Origin of the sequence: Geotalea sp. SG265 (assembly GCF_022808985.1) — a bacterium.
Classification (GTDB): domain Bacteria; phylum Desulfobacterota; class Desulfuromonadia; order Geobacterales; family Geobacteraceae; genus Geotalea.
Genome location: NZ_JAKZFT010000004.1, coordinates 297,755 through 319,072 on the forward strand (window position 1 = coordinate 297,755; position 21,318 = coordinate 319,072).

Here is a 21,318-nt window from a genome sequence, read left to right on the forward strand (position 1 = left end):
GGTATTCATAGGCTTAGTCATTAAAGCAAACCATGGAACAATAGCAAAAAGCCCCTGTTCATGCAAGAGAGAAAAACTCGTTTTTCCTACAATTTTCTCCATAGTCGAGGTCCGTGACGGATGATTCTTCAAGGGGGAAACGGGCTCTTTCCCATCCATGGAAAAGGGCGGGACCGGTGGCGACGGTCTCATGTTCTCCTGTTGCTTTTGCTATTAAAGTATATTACTATTCGTCACCGTTGCTTAAGGCTTACAGCTAAATATCCCGGAAAAGGAGTCCCACTGCAATGCTCGGCATAATGAGAAAGTACAAACAATCAATCCTAATCAAGATTGTTTTCTGCATCATCGTCCTGTCCTTCGTCGGCACCATCTTTCTCGTCTGGGGAAGAGGCGACAAGGAAACCGGTGGAGACTTCGCCGCTAAAGTGAATGGGACAAAGATATCGTTCGACGACTACCAGAAAAGTTATTACCGCCTGAAGAATCTTTATGAGCAAATCTACGGGAAATCCATGACCCCGGAGATGGAAAAACAGCTGGGCATCCGCAAGATGGCCCTGGATACGCTCATCGACAACGCCCTGATCGTCAAGGAGGCGAAGCGGATGGGGCTGGATGTGAACCGGGACGAAATCGCCAACGAGATTGCCAAGATACCCTCCTTCCAAAAAGACGGTGTCTTTAACTTCGACCAGTATACCCAACTGCTCAGGGCGAACCGGATGACCCCGGCACAGTTCGAGGAGGCCCAGGAGCAGGACATCCTGGTGAAGAAAGCCCGGGAAAAGGTCAAGGAGCGCGCCACGGTCAGCGACCAGGATTTGCAGCAGGCCTTCAGGAAACAGAACGACAAGGTGGATTTTGCATTCGTCTCTTTTTCCCCTGCTGACGTCAGGAGCGAGGTGAAGGTAACCGATCAGGATCTGACCAGCTATCTGCAGGGGCACCAGGAAGAATTCAAGACACCCGAAAAGGTTAGTATTGCCTACGCGATTGTCACGCCTGCCCAGTTTTCCTCCAAGGTGACGGTAAGCGATGAGGAGGCGGAAACCTACTACCGGAAAAACATCGACCGCTACCAGGGCAAAGGAGGCATCCTTCCCTTCGCCGAGGTGAAGGACCGCGCCAAGGCGGACGCTGCCAAGCAGAAAGGGGCCAGGGAAGCCTACGAAAAGGCCGCTGATGCGGTCAATAAAAACCTCAAGACCTCCGACATCAAAGCCGCTGCCGCCAGCCTCGGGGTAACGGTAAACGAGACGCCGCTTTTCACGGCGAATACACCTCCTGCCGCCCTTGCCGATGAAGGAGAAGTCATAAAAAAGGCGCTCTTCCTCAAGCAGGGAGAGTTGGGGGGGCCAGTGGAAACCGCCAAAGGGATTTACCTCCTCAAGGTCATCGACAAAAAACCTGCTGCCGTTCCTCCGCTGGCAGAAATCAAAGGGCGGCTGACCCAGAAGGTGACGGATGAAAAGGCCCGGGAACTGGCGAAAAAGAGAGCCGATGAAGCGCTGGCCCAACTGGCAAAAAGTACCGGCTCCGTAAAAACCCAGGAGACAGGTCTCTTCGCCTATGCCGCCAACGGTACCATCCCCCGCATCGGCACCGCTCCCGAACTTATGGAGGCGGCCTTCAGCCTGACCACCGCTGCCCCGACACCGAAAACAACCTTCAAAGTTGGGGATCGCTGGTATGCGGTGAAACTCAAGCAGCGCATCGAGCTCAACGCCGCAGATTTCCAGAAGAACAAGGAACAGATCAGACAGACCCTGCTGCCGAAAAAGCAACAGGAGGTCCTGGAGAAGTGGTTGAAAGACCTGAAGGCCAAGGCCAAAATTCAAATCAATCCAACCATACTTGCAGACTAGCTATTTGAAAAGGAGTTCACGGCATGTCCAAACTTGTTTTGACCACAGACTTTCCCGACCTGAAACTTGCAGCACGGGGGAAGGTGCGCGATATCTACGATCTGGGGGAGACTCTCCTCATCGTCACCACCGACCGCATTTCCGCCTTCGACGTCATCATGAACGAGGGGATTCCCGAAAAAGGATTCGTTCTTACCCAGATTTCCGCCTTCTGGTTCCGACAGATGGAGAACATCATCAAGAACCACATCATTTCGACGGAAGTGAAGGATTTCCCTGCTACCTGCCAGAAATATGCAGACATTCTGGAAGGGCGTTCCATGCTGGTGAAAAAGGCAAAGCCACTGCCCGCCGAATGTATCGTCCGCGGCTATATCTCCGGCTCCGGCTGGAAGGACTACAAGGCCACCGGCTCCGTCTGCAGCATCAAGCTGCCGGAAGGATTGAAGGAGTCGGGCCGGCTGCCCCAGCCGATCTTCACCCCCTCCACCAAGGCGGAACTCGGCACCCACGATGAAAACATCTCCTTCGAAAAGATGGTGGAGCTTTGCGGCAAAGAAACCGCAGAAAAGGTCAGGGACGTAACCCTGAAGATCTACGAAAAAGCGCGAGACATCGCCGACGCCAAGGGGATCATCATTGCCGACACCAAGTTCGAGTATGGCATCTACGAAGGTGAGCTGATCATCATCGACGAGTGCATGACCCCCGATTCCAGCCGTTTCTGGCCGAAGGACGGCTACAAGCCCGGCGGACCGCAGCCCAGCTTCGACAAGCAGTTCCTGCGTGACTACCTGGAAACCCTGGACTGGAACAAAACAGCCCCAGCGCCCCCCCTGCCGGAGGAAATCATCAGGAAAACCGGCGAAAAATACATGGAGGCGCTGGTCAAGCTCACGGGAAAAGGTAAGTAAGGAGATTGTGAAGCAATCTGAAGCCCCGGCCGGAAACGGTCGGGGCTTTTTTAGGTTCGTCCGAGATCTTCGGAGAAAACCAAGGCAGTCGCGACGTCGTCCGTTAGCTCTGTCGCCACAGCTGCGGACCTTGCGGTGCCGCCCACCTAATGCCGTATGATGCTTAGACAGTTGACCCTCTTCGCTCCACATTCGGAGGGTGTCCGCTCGCCGCTGCGGCTCGTCGCTTACTCCCGGCGTCCCGACTGCCTTTCCCGGAATACTCTAAAGAACTTTTTGTGTCTCACCGCCAAGCAAGCTCCGCCAGAAGCCTCTCCAGTTCGGCTACGGCAGTTACCGGCGGCAGGCAGGCTCCTCTGGCACAGACATGGGCCGCCGCCCCCCCTGCCGATGCCTTAAAGGTATCCCCTTCCCCCGTTCCGCCCACCCCGTGGCGTATCACAAGTCTTGGGAGAAAGCGCCTGTTGAGGGCTGCAAGCAGCGCCCTCATCTCCACCCCGTCCCGTGCGCCGGACAGGGTCACCTGGATAGGCTCCGCGAGCCCGTATGCATGGGCCATAAGCAGCTGCAGGTAACCGGCCGGCTGCTGCAGAGCCTTGCCGAGAAAGGCCTGCACCGTCCCTTCTCCCGCCGCTGTCAACACGTCGTCCCCCACCATCCTGCCCAGGCGCAGCAGATTCATGGCTGCAATGGAATTGCCGGACGGAATGGCCCCGTCATAGGCACTCTTCTGCCTGATCAGGACCTCCTCACCATCGATGCCGCTGTCGTAGAATCCCCCATCGGGTGAGGAAAAGAGCCGCAGCATGTCTTTCGTCAACAGCAGTGCCTGGGAGAGATAGTCCGGTCCCAGGGTGACTTGGTAAAGCTCAAGAAGCCCCCAGACGAAAAAGGCATAATCCTCCAGGAATCCCGGGATCTTTGCCTGCCCCCGGTGGTAACTCCGCAACAGGCGACCTTCCGGGGTCTGCAGATGTTTCAAGACGAAGGCAACGGTGCTCTCCGCACGGGCACGATAGCTTTCGTCTCCGGTTATGCCATAGCCCCTGGCCAGGGCCGCAATCATCAGGCCGTTCCATGCAGTCAGCACCTTCGTGTCCCTAAGAGGCCTGACCCGCTTTTCCCTGACTGTGAGAAGCTTTGCCCGCCATTTTACCAGTTCTCCCTTCAATTCCCCGGCATCAAGCCCCTCCCGCACGGCGAACGCGGCAACAGATATCGGCAGGTGAAGAATGTTTCCCCCTTCGAAATTGCCCTTTTCCGTCAAATTGAAAAGCCGGCAGAAGAGCCGGGCAGCGTCTTTCCCCAAAACCTGCTCCACCTCGGCCTGCGTCCAGAGATAGAATTTCCCCTCCTGCCCCTCCGTATCCGCATCCTGGGCCGAACAAAACCCACCTTCGGAGCCGTTCATTTCCACAAGGGTATAGTTCAACAGCTCCCGCACCACTTCCCGGTATGGTTCCGAGCCGGTCGCCTGGAACCCTTCGGCAAAGGCAATTGTTACCAGGGCTTGGTCGTAGAGCATCTTCTCGAAGTGGGGCACCAACCACTGCCGGTCCACGGCATACCGGTGGATGCCGAAACCGATTTGGTCGTAAATGCCCCCCTGGCGCATCATGGTCAGCGTGTGCCCTGTCATCTGCAGCGCCTCTGATTGCCCTCCCTTCCAGCAGCGCAGCAGGAAGGAAAGGTAGTGGGGCATGGGAAATTTCGGTGCCTGGCCAAAACCGCCCCACTCCTGATCATACAAATCAACCAGCTGACGGTAAGCCGCCTCTTCCAGCTCCGGCCCGGCTTCGACGCGCTCCGACTTATTCAGGCGCTCCAAAGAAGCAATGATGGTCCTGCAGGTCTCCTCCACCTTATCCCGCTCCCCCCGCCAGAACTGCATGATCCGGTCCAGCAGCTCGATAATGCCTGGCATCCCCATTCGCCGGACCTTGGGCAGGTAAGTGGCGGCAAAGAATGGCTTCCTGTCCGGGGTCATGATGATGTTCAGCGGCCAGCCGCCGCTTCCGGACAACATCTGGGCCACCGCCATGTACTGGTCGTCTATGTCCGGCCGCTCCTCCCGATCGACCTTGATGGCGACAAAGGATGCATTGAGCACCGCCGCCACATCCCGGTCCTCAAAAGATTCGCGGGCCATGACGTGGCACCAGTGGCAGGTGGCATAGCCGATGGAAAGAAAAACTGGCTTGTCCTCAGCCTCTGCCCGGGCAAAGGCCTCTTCTCCCCATGGGTACCAGTCCACCGGGTTGGTGGCATGCTGCAAGAGATATGGACTGTCGGTAAAGATGAGCCGGTTGAACTCGGCGCCGCCATCGACAGGAATGCGGCTTTTATCCAGGGATGCCAGTTGACGCACCAGTTCGTTCTCGTCCCGATAATGCTCCGAGATGGCCATAAATCGCTCCATGAACACCGTTGCGGATTTTTTGTTTTTAGATTATTGTACCACCTCCCCGATGGATCCGTCGTCGGCCACAACATCTCTGGAGTACCAATCATGCCTATCCTGCTCATTGCGTTGATCCTGGCGCTCGTCTCCGCACCATCCCTGGCAACTGAACTTGCCGTCGGCAAATTCAGCACCGATGACCTGGGAGGGTGGACGGAGAAACCTTTCCGGGGGAAGACCCTCTATTCCCTGACCAAGGACGAAGGCAAAAGCGTCCTCATGGCCCACAGCCTCAAGGCCGGGTCCGGGCTGATAAAGAAGCTTTCTGTCGACACCAGAAAATTTCCGATCCTGCGCTGGTCGTGGAAGATCGATCACACCTTGCAGAAGGAAGATATCAAGACGAAAAAAGGGGATGATTTTGCGGCCAGAGTTTATGTTATTTTCCCTCGGACCTTCTTTTGGCGGATGCGGGCCATCAATTACGTCTGGTCAGCGAAGATGGCCAAGGAATCCTTCGCACCCAGCCCCTACACCTCCAACTCGGTGATTATTGCCGTTGAATCTGGGGATGAAAGCGTCAAGAAATGGGTCAGCGAAGAGCGAAACATTTATGATGACTACCGGAAGGTCTTCGGTGAAGAGCCGCCCCTTCTGGGGGGGGTGGCAATAATGACCGACACCGACGATACCCAGGATGAAGCGACTGCTTACTACGGGGATATTTTTCTGGTGGGGAAACCACAGGGCGCACCGGAAAAAGTGCGCCCCTAAAACATGAATCCTGCTAGCCTATAATTTTTGACAGCCGGCTTCGCTGTTTCTCCAGCCGCTGCTGTCCCTCTTCCAGGACCTTCAGCAGCTCTTTCTTCGTCTGGTGCGCCATGTCCGGTGCCTTGTCGAGGATTTCCTCGGCCTTGTCGCCGACCGTTTCCACCACATCCGATACATGGGCGGAAAACTCATCCACAATACCTTCCGCCTTCTGCCGGGCTTTTTTCACGTAGCGCGCCAGGTCCCGCCGGGTCCTCTTGCCCGATTGGGGGGCGAAAAGCAGCGCCGCTCCGGCCCCGATGATCCCCCCTGCAAGCAGCAACAGCGCCCCTACCAGTACATCGTTGTTGTTTTCTTCCATATGCACACCCCCAGGTCGAATTTCAGAAGCTATTGTACCACGCCGCCGGGAAAATCCCAGCTCCCGCGCTACTTTTCCCTAGCCGCGCATCTCTTCCTTGAGCCCTTCCACGACCGCTTTCACCTCGGCGATCATCTCGGCGGCCTGGGGAGATTTTTCCATTTTCAGATACTGCTCGAAATATTTTTTTGCCTCGGCGAGGCGCTCCTGATCGATGCAGAGATTGCCCAGGGTCAGGTAGGACATGGTGAAATTCGGATCGAGCCGCACCGCTTCCAGGGTTTCCTTTTCGGCAGCCTCCAGATTTCCCATGTCGTAGAAGAGGTCACCCAGGTTGAAATGGGCAGCTGCATCGTTGGGGTCCTGGGCAAGCCCCTTGCGATAGGCGTCGATTGCCTCCTCATTCTTGCCAAGGCCGTAATAAAGGTCACCCAGCGCGTTGAGAGCGAAGACATTGTGCGGGTCCAGTTCCAGCGCCCGGTTGAAGGATTGCAGCGCGTCGTCCGCCCGTTCCAGGCTGTTGTAGACCAGTCCCAGGCTCACATAGCCGTCGGCTTCGTCGGGACGGATGCCCACGACCTTCTTGTAGGCGGTGATCGCCTCCTTATGCTCACCGCTCTCGAAATGGATATCCCCCAGTGCGGTCCATGCCTCAACGTCTTCAGGTGCAAGCTTGAGTCCCGCCTTGATCGATTCTATGGCTTCGGCCTGTTTGCCGTTCTCGGCCAAAGCTTCCCCCAGGTAAAAGTACCCCTCGGCATTGGCCGGCTCCAGTTCTACGCAAGCCTTGAATTCAAGCGCAGCCTTGCCGAACTCTCCCGCTTCCAGCAAAGAAATTCCCTGCGCCAGCCGCTCATCGAAATTTGTCTCCATGTATTCCTCCAGTCTGTTTTTCCAGCGCAATCACGTCAGCACCGTTTCAGGATGGAACTATATCAAAATGTTCCAATGATTGCTACCGCAACCACGTGGCCAAGACAAAAGTTTACCCTTTCCTTTTCCGCCCACTGCTCTATAATTAGAATATTTTTGAGCAAAGGGCTGCCGCATGGGCGAAGAGCACAACGAAACCTTGGGATTGCGTACCCTGGAAGACATCAGCGGCCTGATCCTCCACTCCCACGATCTGCAGGAGACACTGGACAATATCGTCAACCTGGTGTCCAGGCGGGTCGGCTCGGACGTCTGCTCCATCTATCTTCTGGAAAACGATGGTGAAACCTTGCGGCTCAAGGCAACCAAAGGTCTGTCGCGGGGCTCGGTGGGCAAAATCACCATGAAGACCTCGGAAGGCCTCACCGGCCTTGCCGTCGAGGAACGGGGCATCATTGCCACCGATAATGCCCCCCTCCATCCAAGGTATAAATATTTTCGCGAGACTCGGGAAGAAAAGTTCCTCTCTTTCCTCGGCGTGCCCCTCTTCGAGCGCAAGACCCCCGTCGGCGTACTGGTCGTTCAGACCCGGGAAGCACGGGTCTTTACCCCTGCCGAGATAAGCACCATTTCCACCATTGCCTACCAGATCAGCAGCATCGTCATCAACGCCAAGCTCCTGGATTCCATTAATCAGAAGGAGAAGGAGCGGGCCTTCTTCGCCAGCGAGCTGGAAAAAATGCGGGCGGGTGAACGCAAGGGGAAAATGCATGCTGACCAGGAGAAAAAGCACCGCACCTCGTCCCTGATCGGCACTCCGGTATCCCCCGGATTCGCCTGGGGGAAAATATACATTTTCAGCCGCAGCGAACATGACGGCATAGCCATGGAGCACGCCGGCACTCCTTCGGAAGAACGGAAGCGGTTCCAGATCGCCCTGGAAAAGGCAAAAATCCAGACCCTGTACATGGAGAAGCGCGTTGCCCAGGTCATGTCCAAGGAAGATGCGGCAATATTTCACAGTCACCTGATGTTTCTGGAAGATCGCGGCTTCATCGCCAAGATCGCCGATCACATCGACAACGGCTTCAGCGCCGGCCAAGCCGTGCGGGAAGTGGTCGGCTATTACGTGAACGCCTTTGCCAAGATGGAAGACCCTTACCTGCGCGAGCGTTCGGCGGACATGGAAGACATCGGCCGGCGGCTGCTCGACGCCATGAACGGCAACAACGGCTCCTGGAGAAAATTCCGTGAAAAGAGGATCATCATTGCTGACGATATCCTTCCTTCGGATATGGCAACCATGGATCACGAAAAGATTCTCGGCATCGTCACCGAAAAGGGGAACGCCGGCTCCCATGCGGCGATCATGGCCAGATCCCTGGGGATTCCAGCCATCGTAGGCGTGGAAGGGCTGACCAAGCAGCTCTCCCCCCGCACCGAGGTCATTGTCGACGGCACCTCAGGCCATCTCTACATCAATCCCACCCTGAGAATAAAAGAGGAATACGAGCGGCTGGTGCGGGACTTCAGCCTGAAACAGCGGGAACTGGAAGGGTTGCGTGACCTGCGGGCAGAGACATCCGACGGCAGCCGTGTTTTTCTAAGGGCCAACATCGGTCTGCTGAACGACGTCAAGGTTGCCCAGGCAAACGGAGCCGAAGGAGTCGGGCTCTATCGCACCGAGTTCCCTTACATGACCCGCAAGACCTTTCCCAACAGGAGCGAACAATACAATCTCTATCGCAAAATCGTCGAGGGATTCCCCGACTTCCCCGTCACCATACGGACCCTGGATATCGGCGGCGACAAGGGGCTCTCCTATTTCCCATTTCCCAAGGAAGACAATCCCTTCATGGGGTGGCGTTCAATCAGAGTGTCGCTGGAGGAAGAGCATATCTTCCGCGAGCAGCTAGCATCGATTCTCATGGCCTCCGCCCACGGCCGGGTTGCCGTCATGTTTCCGATGATCTCCAGCATCGAGGAGATCAGGACGGTGAAGAGGATCTTAGGGGAGGTGAAGGAGGAGCTGTCGGCAGAAAGCAGGCCCTTCGACCCCTCCATTCCCCTGGGGATAATGGTGGAACTGCCGGCGGCAGTGCAGATCGCCCACATGCTTATGAAAGAAGTGGATTTTTTCAGCATCGGCACCAACGACCTCATCCAGTATACCCTGGCCGCTGACCGCAACAACCCGAAGGTTCGGGAATATTACGACCCCTACCACCCGGCCATACTCCATTCCGTCAAACGGGTGGCCGACGTGGCGCTTGCTGCCGGGAAAAAGGCCTCACTCTGCGGAGAAATGGCTGCTGACCCCATGAATGCAATCCTGCTCATGGGAATGGGCATCACCGATTTCAGCCTATCCGCCCCCTACATTCCCCTTGTCAAGCAGGCCGTGCGTCAGACGACCATGGCCGATGCCAGGGAGATTGCCGCACAAGCGCTGCAGTTGGAGAGCAGCACCGCAATCCGCGCCTACCTGGAAAAGACGAGGCTCCTCCTCAAACTGTAGCAGCTGTTGCGTGGATCGCCCCTCTCCCATCCCATCTCTTCCTTATAAAAATCGAGCCTGGCCATTTATCCTTCCGCCTTTACCCGGAATAGAAACGCCTGCCGCTACTGGAGCTGCCGTTCTCTCGCCTGCATACCAAATCCCTTGACCATCCAAAATGAATGTGCGATTATTAGCGAGTCATTAATAATCAATATTAACACTTCACCAACAGGCGGAAACTGCCATGCATAAAATCCTGATCGGCATGCTAGCGCTGCTGCTGATTTCAACATGCGGATACCGCACCCTGCAGGCAAAAGAGGAACAAACCAACCGCGCTTGGAGCGATCTCGGCTTTTCGTGCCGGCAGCGGATGGAAAGGGCGGCTGTTTACATGGAGGCGGTGCAAAGACATGTCTCCCTCAACAACGAGGTCGTAAAGGAGGCCGAGAAGGCCTTGCAAAAGGCTGTCAAGGAGGGGTACCCTTTGATACCGCCGGATGGGAAAAGGCTGTTGAAATTTCGCCAAGTCCAATCAGAGCTGACCCTGGCACTGGCACGGCTGCATCTGTCCACCGGCAACAGTCCGGTCTTTTTGCGGGACGAGAGCTTTCTTGCCGCCCAAAAGCGCATGGAAACAGCAGAAGCCCGTCTTAATGAAGCCATAACCGACTACAACCTGGCCAGCCATGAATTCAATCTCTGCAAACGCAGTTTTCCCCATGCACTGACCAACATGCTGCTCTTGCGGTACAGCGACAAGCAACCTTTCACCGCTGGAGAGCAGGTGAAACTGTGCGGAAAGATCGATTCGTAATGGAAAACAAAAAGGGGCGACCAAGTGACCGTCCCTTTCGTCATGCAGAAGTACCTTCGATGTTTGCTGTCACGCCAGCACTATCAGCAGATCATCCTTCTCGATCTTGTCCCCCTCCCTGAACTTGACCTCGGCGATCTTGCCGTCTTCCCTGGCCTTGACGTTGGTTTCCATCTTCATGGCCTCGGTCACCATCAGCACATCCCCCGCTGCAACCTCGTCGCCGGGTTTGACATTTACCTTCAAGACCTTGCCAGGCATGGGCGCGCCTATGTGCAGACTGTTCCCCTTGTCGGCCTTCTCCCGCACCGCTTCGTCGGTTATGGCCGTCTGGTCGCGGACGATGACCTGGCGGGCATCACCATTCAGTTCGAAGAAGATGTGGCGGGTGCCGTCCGGGTGGACGCGGCCGATGGCGTTGAGCTTGATGATGAGGGTTTTGCCCGGCTCGATGTCGATGGCGGTCTCCTGCCCCGGCTCGAGACCATAAAAGAAGATCGGGGTCGGGATGACGGAGGTGTCCGAATATTCCTGGCGATGGCGGTCGAACTCGGGAAAGACGTGGGGATAAAGGATGTAGGAGATGAGTCCCTTGTCGTCCACCGGCCGTCCCACCTTTGCTTCAGCCTTGAGCCGTTCCTCGTCGAAATCCGCCGGTTCGATCAGTTCTCCGGGGCGGCAGCTGATCGGTTCTTCCCCCTTGAGGATGATGCGCTGCAGTTCCCGGGGAAAGCCCTGGTAGGGCTGGCCGATCATCCCTTTGAACATCCCCACCACCGATTCTGGGAAGGTGAGGTCGTCCCCCTTAATGTAGACATCGTCAACATCCATGTTGTTTTTCACCAGGAACATGGCCATATCCCCGACCACCTTCGACGATGGCGTCACTTTGACGATGTCGCCGAAGAGGAGATTGACCCGGTGGTACATCTCCTTGCACTCTTCCCAGCGGTCCAGTAGCCCAAGGCCAGCCACCTGGGGCTTGTAGTTGGAGTATTGCCCCCCCGGTATCTCGTGGTGATAGACCTCGGCGGTGCCGCTTTTCAGGCCGGACTCGAAGGGGGCATAGTAATCCCGCACCGTTTCCCAATAGTTGGCCAGCTTCTGCAGGTTTTCCTCGTTGAGACCGGTATCCCATTCGCTCCCTTTCAGGGCAGCCACCAGGGCATTGAGGTTGGGTTGGGAGGTCAGGCCCGAGATGGAGGAAAGGGCGGCATCGACGATATCGACCCCCGCCTGGCAGGCCATGAGCAGCATCGCGCCGCCATTGCCCGAGGTATCGTGGGTATGGAGGTGGATCGGTATGCCGACCTCCGATTTCAGCGCCTTGATCAGCCGGGAGGCCGCCAGCGGTTTGAGCAGGCCCGCCATATCCTTGATGGCCAGGATATGGGCTCCCATCTTCTCCAGTTCCTTGGCCATGTTGACGTAATATTCCAGGGGATACTTGTCCCGCTTGGGATCATTGATGTCTCCCGTGTAGCAGATAGCCGCCTCGCAGATCTTGCCCTGCTTGCGCACAGCCTCCATGGCCACCTTCATACCGGTGGTCCAGTTGAGGGAGTCGAAGACGCGGAAGATGTCTATCCCCGACTGGGCCGCCTCCTCCACGAAGCGCTCCACGACGTTATCGGCGTAGTTGGTATAGCCGACGGCATTGGAGCCCCTGAGCAGCATCTGGAACAGCACGTTGGGAATGGCTTCCGACAGCTTGTGCAGCCTCTGCCAGGGGTCCTCCTTGAGAAAACGCATGGAGACGTCGAAGGTGGCCCCCCCCCACATCTCCAGGGAGAAGAGGTCAGCCGCCAAATGGGAAGTGGGCTCGGCGATCTTCAATAAGTCGTAGGTCCGCACCCTGGTGGCCAGGAGGGATTGATGGGCATCACGCATGGTGGTATCGGTGATAAGGACCTTTTTCTGCTCCAGAATCCACTGGGCAAGGCCTTCCGCCCCCTTTTCCATAAAAATGTCACGGGTACCGGCAGGACGCGGTTTGGTGAAATCCACCTCCGGAACTTTTGCCTCCATCAGTTCGGATGATTTGAGAGGCTTGACGATGCCCGGCGAGCCGTTGACGATGACGTCGCCAATGAAGTTGAGCACCTTGGTGGCCCGGTCCTTCTTCTCCCGCAACTGGAGCAGTTCGGGGTGTTTTTCGATGAATGAGGTGTCGCATTTGCCGTTGAGAAAGACCGGGTGGGTGACCACATTCTCCAGAAAGGAGATGTTCGTCTTGACGCCACGGATGCGGAATTCCTGCAGGGAGCGGTGCATGATGCGGGCAGCCTCGTCGAAGGTAAGCCCCCAGGCGCTGACCTTGACCAGCAGCGAATCATAATGGGGGGTGATTTGCGCGCCGGTGAAGGCATTGCCGGCGTCAAGACGGACGCCGAAACCTGCCGACGACCGGTAGGCCTTGAGCGTACCGAAATCGGGGGCGAAATTGTTGGCCGGGTCCTCGGTGGTAATCCTGCACTGCATGGCATAGCCCCACATCTTGATGGCATCCTGGTTGGGAATGTTGATCTCCGGATCGGAAAGGGGTTTCCCCTCGGCCACCAAGATCTGGGTCTGCACTAAGTTGCGCCCGGTGATCATCTCGGTAACTGTATGCTCCACCTGAATGCGTGGGTTCATCTCAATGAAATAGAAGTTTCCCTCCTGATCCAGCAGGAACTCCACCGTCCCCGCATTCCGGTACTTGACGTGGCCGGCTATCTTCAGGGCCGCGGCACACAGCTCCTCGCGCATCTCGGGGGTGATGCAGAGTGACGGGGCAAACTCCACCACCTTCTGGTGGCGGCGCTGGATTGAGCAGTCCCGCTCGAAGAAGTGCACAAGGTTGCCGTGGCTGTCGCCGAGAACCTGGACCTCGATATGCTTGGGGTTTTCCAGGTAGCGCTCCAGGAAGACTGCGGGATTACCGAAGGAAGCTTTTGCTTCGCTGCGGGCAGCGGCGATTCCTTCCACAAGCTCCTTACGGTTGGTCGCCACCCGCATGCCGCGCCCCCCGCCCCCGGCGGCCGCCTTGATGATGATGGGATAGCCGTAGTTCTTGGCAAAAATAAGGGCATCTTCCTCATGCTCGACCGGGTCCTCGGTACCGGGAACGACCGGTACACCCGCCTCGATGGCCACCTTGCGGGCCGCGACTTTGTCCCCCAGGCGCCGCTGCATCTCGGCGGTGGGGCCGATGAAGGTAATGCCGGCAGCCTCGCATTTCTCGGCAAACTCGGCATTCTCGGAGAGGAAGCCGTAACCGGGGTGGATTGCATCCACATCCCTCTTCAGGGCCAGGGCGATGATTTCGTCGATGCCCAGGTAGGCATCGATGGGGCTTTTGCCCTTGCCGATGAGGTAGGCCTCATCGGCCTTATAGCGATGCAGGGACAGCTTGTCTTCTTCGGAATAGATGGCCACCGTGCCGATACCCAGTTCGGTGCAGGCGCGAAAGATCCTGATGGCAATCTCACCGCGGTTCGCCGCCATGATCTTTCTGAATTTACGTTGTTCCATTAATGCCTCCATCAGCAATTTTATCTAAAATAAAACAGATAAATTATAGGTAAATATTTATCTTCGCTAAAATTCTTTAGTCTTTCTAGATATTTAGAGTGCGCAGACAACAGTAACCAATAAAAGCAGAATCACCTTTTATTGTCAACAGTAAACATCTGTTATATTATGTGCACTATCTAATCCTTTTCCAGATGCTTGTTTACCTGATGCCTCTTTAGTGCTATATTCCTGCAAAAATTCCCAAAGGAGACAGATCTGATGCGGGCAAAAAACATATCTCTTGTTGCAGCGCTTGCGGTTTTTGCCATCCACGCAGTGGTGGCCTATGGTGCAGAGGCGCAGAAATCCCAGGCATCGACCGCACAGAAGGAAGCGGCGGCAGCGGGCAAGAAAGGTTCTCCTGCCGATCCGGTGGCCAAGGTTAACGGCACCATCATCACGCGCCAGGACCTGGACCGGGCGGTGAAAGTCCTCGTGGCACAGAACAGGCTTCCCCAGCCCCTCCCCCCGGAGCAGCAGAAGCAGGCGGAAGATGCCGCCCTTGACCAGCTGATCTCCGCAGAGCTCCTTTATCAGGCGGGACAGAAAAGCGAGATCAAGGACCTGGACAAACAGGTCGAGGAAAAGATCGGGCAAAACAGGGCGAAGTTCTCCAGCAGCGCAGAATTCGACAAGGCACTGAAGTCGGTGGATATGTCGGAAAAGGACCTGAAGGATTTCACCCGCAAGGATCTCGTCATCACTACCTTCATCGAACGGGACATCGTCTCCAAGATCAAGGTGACCGAGGCCGATGCCAAGAAATTCTATGACGACAATGCCGACAAGTTCAAACAGGAGGAAAGCGTCAGAGCCAGCCACATCCTGATCGGTGCTGATGCCAAAGCCGGCGACGAAGATAAGAAGAAGGCCAGGGAAAAAGCCGAAGGCATCCTGAAAAAGATCAAAGCCGGAGAGGATTTTGCCACTCTTGCCAAGGCGGAATCAACCTGTCCGAGCAGCAAGCAGGGGGGCGATCTGGGAACGTTCGCCAAGGGACAGATGGTCGCACCATTCGAAAAGGCCGCTTTTGCCCTGAAACCGGGTGAAGTGAGCGACGTGGTGGAAACTCAGTTCGGCTACCACATCATCAAACTGGCTGAAAAGAAAGAAGCGGGCATGGTGAAATTCGACGACGTGAAATCCAAGATAATCGATTACCTGAAGAGCCAGAAAATCCAGAAGGATGTCAGCGATTACCTGGCAGAGCTGAAGAAAACGGCAAAGACGGAAAAGTTCTAAACCCTGATCAGGAGAGGTTAAAAAGCCCGCAAATAGCGGGCTTTTCTTTTGTCTGGCGGAGTAATATTTCAGGCAGCTGTCGTCGGCGGTGGGACGAAGACCCGGGCAGCCATTTCCGCGTCGAGCATGAGCAGGCCATGGCCATTGTCCCCGACCAGTTTCAGCTTGCCGATGAGATCCCGGTCATTCTCTTCTTCCTCGATCTGTTCGGTGATAAACCACTGGAGGAAGATATGGGAGGCATGATCTTTTTCCTTGAGAGCAAGATCGGTCAGATCATTGATACAATTGGTGATGAACTGTTCATGTTTCAGGGTCTGCTCGAACATGTCCAGCAGTGACTTGTACTGACTGGGGGGCGCGGACATGACTGAAAGGGTGACTGCCGCCCCCTGGCTGTTGACGTAGTTGTAAAACTTCATGAAATGGACCATCTCCTCCTGGTACTGGACCATGAACCAGTTGGCGGCTCCCTTGAGGCCCATGGCATTGGCATGGGAAGACATGGAAAGGTACAGATAAGCTGAGTAGAGTTCGATATTCATGTGCTTGTTCATTGTCGTATACATCTTTTTGTTGAGCATGATCTCCTCCTGTCACTGATCAGAATACATCTGGTGGCGGTCAGTTCTTTGGCCGCTGACCGGTACTGTCAAGAAAAGCCTTGATGAGATCGATGGGCACCGGGAAGATGGTCGTGGAATTTTTCTCGGCGGCAATCTCGGTCAGGGTCTGCAGGTATCGCAGCTGCAGGGACATGGGCTCGTCCGCCAGAACCCGAGCGGCGCCGGCCAGCTTTTCCGAGGCCTGCAGCTCCCCTTCGGCATGGATCACCTTCGCCCGCCGCTCCCGTTCCGCCTCGGCCTGTTTGGCAATGGCCCGCAGCATCTCCTGGGGAAGGTCGATGTTCTTCACCTCCACGTTGGCAACTTTGACCCCCCAAGGATCGGTATGCCGGTCCAGGATCTCCTGCAGCTCCTTGTTGATCTTCTCCCGGTTTGCCAGCAGCTCGTCCAGTTCCACCTGGCCGAGCACGCTGCGCAGCGTTGTCTGGGAGAGCTGACTGGTGGCATAGAGATAGTTCTCCACATCGATGATCGCCTTTTCCGGTGCCATGACCCGGAAATAGATGACCGCCGATACTTTGACCGTCACGTTGTCATGGGTGATGACGTCCTGGGGGGGCACGTCGAAGGCGACCATGCGCAAGGAGACCCGCACCAGCCGGTCGATGCCGGGAATAATGAAGAATAGCCCCGGCCCCCGCACCCCGGCAAAACGACCGAGGCGGAACAGCACCCCCCGTTCGTATTCGGGAAGTATCCTGACGGCACTGGCAACGAACATCAGCAGCAGGATGGCAACAAAAACGAGCGGCACGTAACTGAAAATATCGAACATGACGACTCCTCCATGGCAGGGATTCTCACCCAGCCTATCCGGAAAGAGTATACTTGGTAACCGTCCCACGTCAAATCGTGCCTTGCCAATTCGGCATGATCATGTTAGTTTTTCACAATCTGGGAGTCTTCCGATGAAAGAACGCGTGAAAATACTGCTCATAGAGGACGAAAGGCCTAGCCGCGAGGCGCTGCTGCTCCTGCTGCAGGGGAACAGCTTCACCATCAAGGGAAGCAGCTCCGGTGCGGACGGTCTGAAACAGATGCAGGATGAACGCTTCGACATCGTCATCACCGATCTCTTCCTCCCCGACATCAGCGGACTCGATATCCTAAAGAAGATCAAGGATACCTCCCCCCACACGGAAGTCATCCTCATCACCGGGCACGCCTCGGCCGAAACCGCCGTCAAGGCCATGAAGGAAGGTGCCTACGACTATATCACCAAGCCCCTCAATATCGACGAGCTGCGCATCATCATCGACAAGGCGGTGGAAAAGAACAGGCTCGTCAACGAAAACGTCTACCTGAAAGAGCAGTTGCGCGACCGCTACGAATTCGCCAACATCATAGGCAGTTCGGAACCTATGCAGCAGGTCTTTTCCCGGATGAAAAAAATCATCAAGACCGATTCCACCGTGCTGATCCTGGGTGAATCGGGTACCGGCAAAGAACTGGTAGCCAAGGCGGTCCATTTCAACGGTGCCCGCAAGGACAAGCCCTTCATCGCCGTCAACTGCTCGGCCATCCCTGAAAATCTCCTGGAAAGCGAGCTCTTCGGCCACACCAGGGGCTCCTTCACCGGCGCCATCAAGGACAAGGTGGGCAAGTTCGAAGCGGCAAACCGCGGCACCATTTTCCTCGACGAAATCGGCACCCTGCCCATGCACCTGCAGACCAAGCTCCTGCGAGTTCTGCAAGAGCAGGAAGTGGAAAAAGTCGGCTCCAACAAGCCGATCAAGCTGGACACCCGGGTCATCTCCGCAACCAACGTTGACCTGGAAGAAGAGGTCAAGCGCGGCACCTTCCGGGAAGACCTTTATTACCGCCTCAACGTTATCCCCATCGTCATCCCGCCTCTCAGGGAGCGCACCCAGGATATTTTCCTTCTTGCCCGGCATTTCCTGGAAAAGAACTGCCGGGACATGAAGCGCCCCCCCATGACAATCGATAAGGATGCCTGCGAAGCCCTGGAAATGTACCAGTGGCCGGGAAACGTGCGGGAACTGGAAAACGCCGTCGAGCGCATCGTCGCCCTCACCGAAGGTAATCACATCACCCTCAACGACCTCCCCCCGAACATTGCCCGGACCTATGGGGAACAGGAGCATTCTTCCACCAAGGTCACCGAAGACGGCATCGACATGGTGAGAACGGTCAACGACATCGAACGGAAGATGATCAGCGACGCCCTGATCCTGGCCAAGGGGGTAAAAGCCCGGGCCGCCGCTATGCTCAAGCTGAACCGCACCACCCTGGTGGAAAAAATGAAGCGGCTGGGGATGGAATAGGTTCTTTCCCACCACACACCACACCACCATCACGCTTCACCCTTGACCTCCTATTTATTTGGTTGTATAATACAACTAAATGCGAACCGGAAACGATCAATACAGACTGGAAAAATCCCTGGGGCACTTGGCTGCGCGCCTTTCCCGAGTAGTGCTGCGGCGATTGAACGAACTGCTGGCACAGCATCAGCTCCCTATTTCGGCGGAGCAATACTCGCTGCTGGTGCAGCTTTGGGACCACAACGGCCTGCCGCAGGGAGCATTGGCCGCCAAAACCGCCAAGGACAAGACGACCATGGCGCGCCTGGCTGCCAACCTGGAAATGAGGGGGCTGATCGTCCGCCTTCCCGGTCCCGGCGACGCGCGGGAACGCCTGCTCTATCTGACGGACATGGGCAAAGAGCTAATGGATAAAGCAACCGGTCTTGCCAGGAGTATTCTGGCAGAGGCGCAAGAGGGGATAAGCGAAGAAGACCTTGAAACCTGCCGCGCCGTCCTCCGCCGCGCCCACGCCAACCTCACCAGGTGAACTTGTAAGCACATAGTTGTATCCTGCAACCTTTTTGGAGTCTATATTCATGAAAATATCAACAGCCGCGCTTCCGGCGGACATGTCCAAAAGCCGGCTTGCCTTCTTCGTACTGATTCTCGGCGCGCTGACCGCCTTCAGCGCCATGTCCATCGATATGTACCTGCCCGCCTTTCCACAAATGGCGCGCGATCTCAAGGTGCCGCTGAGCACGGTGCAGCTTTCGGTCTCCGCCTTTCTTTTCGGCTCGGCCGTCGGCCAGCTCTTCTACGGCCCCATTGCCGACCGATGGGGCCGTCGCGCCCCCCTTTTGGCGGGAATTGCACTCTATGTCGCCGCGACCATCGGCTGCGCCCTGGTCAACACCGGCTCCGCCCTCCTCTTCTGGCGAGTGGCCATGGCGGTTGGTGGCGGGGCGGGGATGGTCATTGCCCGCGCCGTCGTTCGTGACCTCTACGACACCACGGAAGCGGCACGGATGTTCTCGCTGCTCATGCTGATTATGGGGATAGCGCCAATCCTGGCACCGATTGGCGGGGGGCAACTGCTGCTGATCACGGGTTGGCGGGGTATTTTCGGCTTCTTAGCCTTCTTCGGAGTCGCCTCTCTTGTCGCGGCGGCCCTCGGTCTTCCCGAATCGCTCCCTGTGGAACGCCGTCACCACCGGACCTTTTTAGAAATGGTGAAGGTGTACGTCCACCTGTTCAAGAATCGCCACTATATCCGGTACGCCATTGCCCTGGGCTGCGTCGCCGGAGTAAATTTCGCCTACATCTCCGGCGCCCCCTTGATGTTCATCGAACTGCACGGCATATCCCCGCAGCAATTCGGCGTGTTCTTCGGGATCAACGCCCTCGGCCTTATCGGCTCATCCCAGGTCAACAGGAGACTATTGCGCCGTTTCACCCCGCAAACGTTGGCAGCCACCGCCTTTGCCATCAATGCATGCGCCTCGGCGGCCCTCGCTGCCGCGGTCGTCACCGGCATCGGCGGTTTCCCGGCACAGGCCGTGCTCATCTTCATCGCTCTCTGTATGACAGGACTGCTCTATCCCAATATCACTGCCCTTGCCATGGCCCCTTTCGACAAGGCAGCAGGGAGCGCCTCGGCACTTCTCGGCACCATCCAGTACATGCTCGGAGCATCGGGTGGTGCACTGGTCGGCCTTTTTCACAACGGCACCGCCCTTCCCATGACAATGACCATGGCGCTCTGCGGTGCGGTCGGGCTGGCTGCGGTCGTCACAGCAGGTAGGACAGTTTCCCGGCGATGAATTAACGGCACCCTCCGCCAAAGTTGACGACTTGGAAATGGATATTAAAGTTATCTTAAACTGGAAAATCCATTACAGGAGGAAGGCTCATGAAAGGGAAATGGCTATCGTTTGCATTCCTTGTGCTGGTTTCGCTTACGTGGGTAACGGCAGGATTGACGGCGGAAAAGAAAAAGGGATCGGCGACCGGCAAGATCATTCTGGCACCGAATCAGCTCCAGTGGAAGGCGGGCCCACCATCGTTGCCCACATCCAAGGTGGCGGTACTGGAAGGGAATCCGGAGAAAAAGGGATTCTTCGTCATGCGAATCATGCTGCCTGCAGGAACGAAGATACCTCCCCATACACACGGAAACGTGGAAAGGGTAACGGTGATTTCCGGGAGCATCAATCTGGCCATGGGTGATGAGCAGAAAAATCCCACCGTTTTACCAACTGGCGGTTATTTTTCTCTCCCCGCAGGAATGGTCCACAATGCCTGGGTAGACGAGGAAACGATTCTGCAGATTGCGACCAGGGGACCATGGAGCTTGAAGGTCTTCAAAGCGGGTAAGGAGTAGGGAAGCCCTCGTTTCCATGATCGGTCACCTCTTCCAATCGATATGGTTTCATTGTGCTGGGATATGGAATGGGGCAATTTGTTGCGTTTGGGCCGGTTCGATGTAGGTATTGGAGTAATAAACAAGGAGACGCTATTTTTTCGAATAAGTACCTGTCCCCTTTATCCCCTTCCTAGTTATTGCGCAACAAAAGCGGACGCTTGTTGCCTTTTGAATCCATAAAATCCTTGGATATCGTGCCCACGTCATATTTTTGTGCCCGGCTTACGGTATCCTGAAAATCGAAGTTGGAGGCGCGACCCTTTAGTTTTCCCTCTGCCCCTTTTACTACCCCAGAATACACATATGCAAAGCCTGCCCCCACTTCTTCTCCTTTCTTTTTCTGCAAGCAAAAACCAAATCCACAAAAAAGAAAATTCTTAAGTTCCCCTCTTTGCCTGTCGATAGAATAAATGTCAATAATTTCTAATTCAGGCAAACAGGGGACCGCTGAAAATAGGGGAGTCGCTGCCCGGTCCACGTCATGCAAAAGCAGCCTAGTGGTGCTTGTTGCAATATGGTTGCAGTGTTGCAAAAGTGAAAGCCTGTCACCTCTATCTCTGGTACCACTAGGTGGATTCAAATTGCAAGTGCACCACGTGAATTTTGAAAGAAGACTTCGTGTGGTGTCTGGTAGTTAAGGCATTTTCTGGGTCGATGATTCACCTTTTCAATTATGAAATGCAGTTCTTCTTCAG

At 56.0% G+C, this 21,318-nt stretch carries 17 protein-coding genes; 10 read left to right on the forward strand and 7 right to left on the reverse strand.

What is annotated here, in order from left to right; translation table 11 throughout:
* The first annotated feature begins 287 nt into the window (after positions 1 to 287).
* Complete coding sequence (locus tag ML541_RS07200) at positions 288 to 1,868, forward strand: peptidylprolyl isomerase (RefSeq protein WP_243371954.1); 1,581 nt, start codon at positions 288 to 290, stop codon at positions 1,866 to 1,868.
* Between the two features lie 23 nt (positions 1,869 to 1,891).
* The gene (locus ML541_RS07205) at positions 1,892 to 2,782 is read left to right on the forward strand and encodes a phosphoribosylaminoimidazolesuccinocarboxamide synthase (RefSeq protein WP_243371955.1); all 891 of its coding nucleotides are present in this window, start codon (positions 1,892 to 1,894) and stop codon (positions 2,780 to 2,782) included.
* A gap of 283 nt (positions 2,783 to 3,065) precedes the next feature.
* Here the strand turns inward: ML541_RS07205 and ML541_RS07210 are convergent, their stop codons facing one another.
* Positions 3,066 to 5,189 (reverse strand): thioredoxin domain-containing protein, encoded by a 2,124-nt coding sequence (locus tag ML541_RS07210; RefSeq protein WP_243371956.1) that lies wholly within the window; start codon positions 5,187 to 5,189, stop codon positions 3,066 to 3,068.
* Positions 5,190 to 5,291: 102 nt separating this feature from the next.
* Here ML541_RS07210 and ML541_RS07215 point away from each other — a divergent pair, with 102 nt between their 5' ends.
* Positions 5,292 to 5,957 carry a DUF3047 domain-containing protein gene (locus tag ML541_RS07215; RefSeq protein WP_243371957.1) on the forward strand — a complete coding sequence of 222 codons (666 nt, stop codon included), beginning with the start codon at positions 5,292 to 5,294 and terminating at the stop codon, positions 5,955 to 5,957.
* Between the two features lie 13 nt (positions 5,958 to 5,970).
* Here ML541_RS07215 and ML541_RS07220 read toward each other — a convergent pair whose 3' ends face one another.
* Complete coding sequence (locus ML541_RS07220) at positions 5,971 to 6,318, reverse strand: YtxH domain-containing protein (RefSeq protein ID WP_243371958.1); 348 nt, start codon at positions 6,316 to 6,318, stop codon at positions 5,971 to 5,973.
* Positions 6,319 to 6,396: 78 nt separating this feature from the next.
* A complete protein-coding gene (locus ML541_RS07225; protein WP_243371960.1) occupies positions 6,397 to 7,191 on the reverse strand; it encodes a tetratricopeptide repeat protein in 795 nt (264 codons plus the stop codon).
* Positions 7,192 to 7,366: 175 nt separating this feature from the next.
* Here ML541_RS07225 and ptsP point away from each other — a divergent pair, with 175 nt between their 5' ends.
* Both ptsP and ML541_RS07235 read left to right on the forward strand, forming a co-directional pair.
* Positions 7,367 to 9,709: a phosphoenolpyruvate--protein phosphotransferase gene (ptsP, locus tag ML541_RS07230; RefSeq protein WP_243371962.1), complete on the forward strand. Its 2,343-nt coding sequence runs from the start codon at positions 7,367 to 7,369 to the stop codon at positions 9,707 to 9,709.
* Between the two features lie 226 nt (positions 9,710 to 9,935).
* Entirely contained in the window at positions 9,936 to 10,508 is a 573-nt protein-coding gene (locus ML541_RS07235) for a LemA family protein (RefSeq protein ID WP_243371964.1), read from the forward strand.
* Between the two features lie 69 nt (positions 10,509 to 10,577).
* Here the strand turns inward: ML541_RS07235 and ML541_RS07240 are convergent, their stop codons facing one another.
* Positions 10,578 to 14,024, reverse strand: a complete 3,447-nt coding sequence (locus ML541_RS07240; protein ID WP_243371965.1) for a pyruvate carboxylase — start codon at positions 14,022 to 14,024, stop codon at positions 10,578 to 10,580.
* 261 nt (positions 14,025 to 14,285) lie between these two features.
* On the opposite strand from ML541_RS07240, the gene ML541_RS07245 reads away from it, so the two are divergent.
* On the forward strand, positions 14,286 to 15,308 hold the full coding sequence (locus tag ML541_RS07245; RefSeq protein WP_243371966.1) for a peptidylprolyl isomerase: 1,023 nt from the start codon (positions 14,286 to 14,288) through the stop codon (positions 15,306 to 15,308).
* A gap of 68 nt (positions 15,309 to 15,376) precedes the next feature.
* Here the strand turns inward: ML541_RS07245 and ML541_RS07250 are convergent, their stop codons facing one another.
* Together ML541_RS07250 and ML541_RS07255 are read right to left on the reverse strand one after the other, a co-directional pair.
* Positions 15,377 to 15,892, reverse strand: coding sequence for a ferritin (locus ML541_RS07250; RefSeq protein ID WP_243371967.1), 516 nt, complete (start codon positions 15,890 to 15,892; stop codon positions 15,377 to 15,379).
* 40 nt (positions 15,893 to 15,932) lie between these two features.
* Positions 15,933 to 16,709, reverse strand: coding sequence for a slipin family protein (locus tag ML541_RS07255; RefSeq protein WP_243371968.1), 777 nt, complete (start codon positions 16,707 to 16,709; stop codon positions 15,933 to 15,935).
* Between the two features lie 133 nt (positions 16,710 to 16,842).
* On the opposite strand from ML541_RS07255, the gene ML541_RS07260 reads away from it, so the two are divergent.
* The 4 genes from ML541_RS07260 (at position 16,843) to ML541_RS07275 (ending at position 20,581) form a co-directional block, all read left to right on the forward strand.
* Positions 16,843 to 18,219: a sigma-54 dependent transcriptional regulator gene (locus ML541_RS07260; RefSeq protein WP_243371969.1), complete on the forward strand. Its 1,377-nt coding sequence runs from the start codon at positions 16,843 to 16,845 to the stop codon at positions 18,217 to 18,219.
* A 79-nt stretch (positions 18,220 to 18,298) separates the two neighbouring features.
* Positions 18,299 to 18,748, forward strand: a complete 450-nt coding sequence (locus ML541_RS07265) for a MarR family transcriptional regulator (RefSeq protein ID WP_243371970.1) — start codon at positions 18,299 to 18,301, stop codon at positions 18,746 to 18,748.
* A gap of 49 nt (positions 18,749 to 18,797) precedes the next feature.
* Positions 18,798 to 20,021 (forward strand): multidrug effflux MFS transporter, encoded by a 1,224-nt coding sequence (locus ML541_RS07270; RefSeq protein ID WP_243371971.1) that lies wholly within the window; start codon positions 18,798 to 18,800, stop codon positions 20,019 to 20,021.
* Between the two features lie 89 nt (positions 20,022 to 20,110).
* Entirely contained in the window at positions 20,111 to 20,581 is a 471-nt protein-coding gene (locus ML541_RS07275) for a cupin domain-containing protein (RefSeq protein ID WP_243371972.1), read from the forward strand.
* A gap of 172 nt (positions 20,582 to 20,753) precedes the next feature.
* On the opposite strand, the gene ML541_RS07280 is transcribed toward ML541_RS07275, so the two are convergent.
* On the reverse strand, positions 20,754 to 21,059 hold the full coding sequence (locus ML541_RS07280) for a hypothetical protein (protein WP_243371973.1): 306 nt from the start codon (positions 21,057 to 21,059) through the stop codon (positions 20,754 to 20,756).
* Positions 21,060 to 21,318 lie beyond the last annotated feature (259 nt).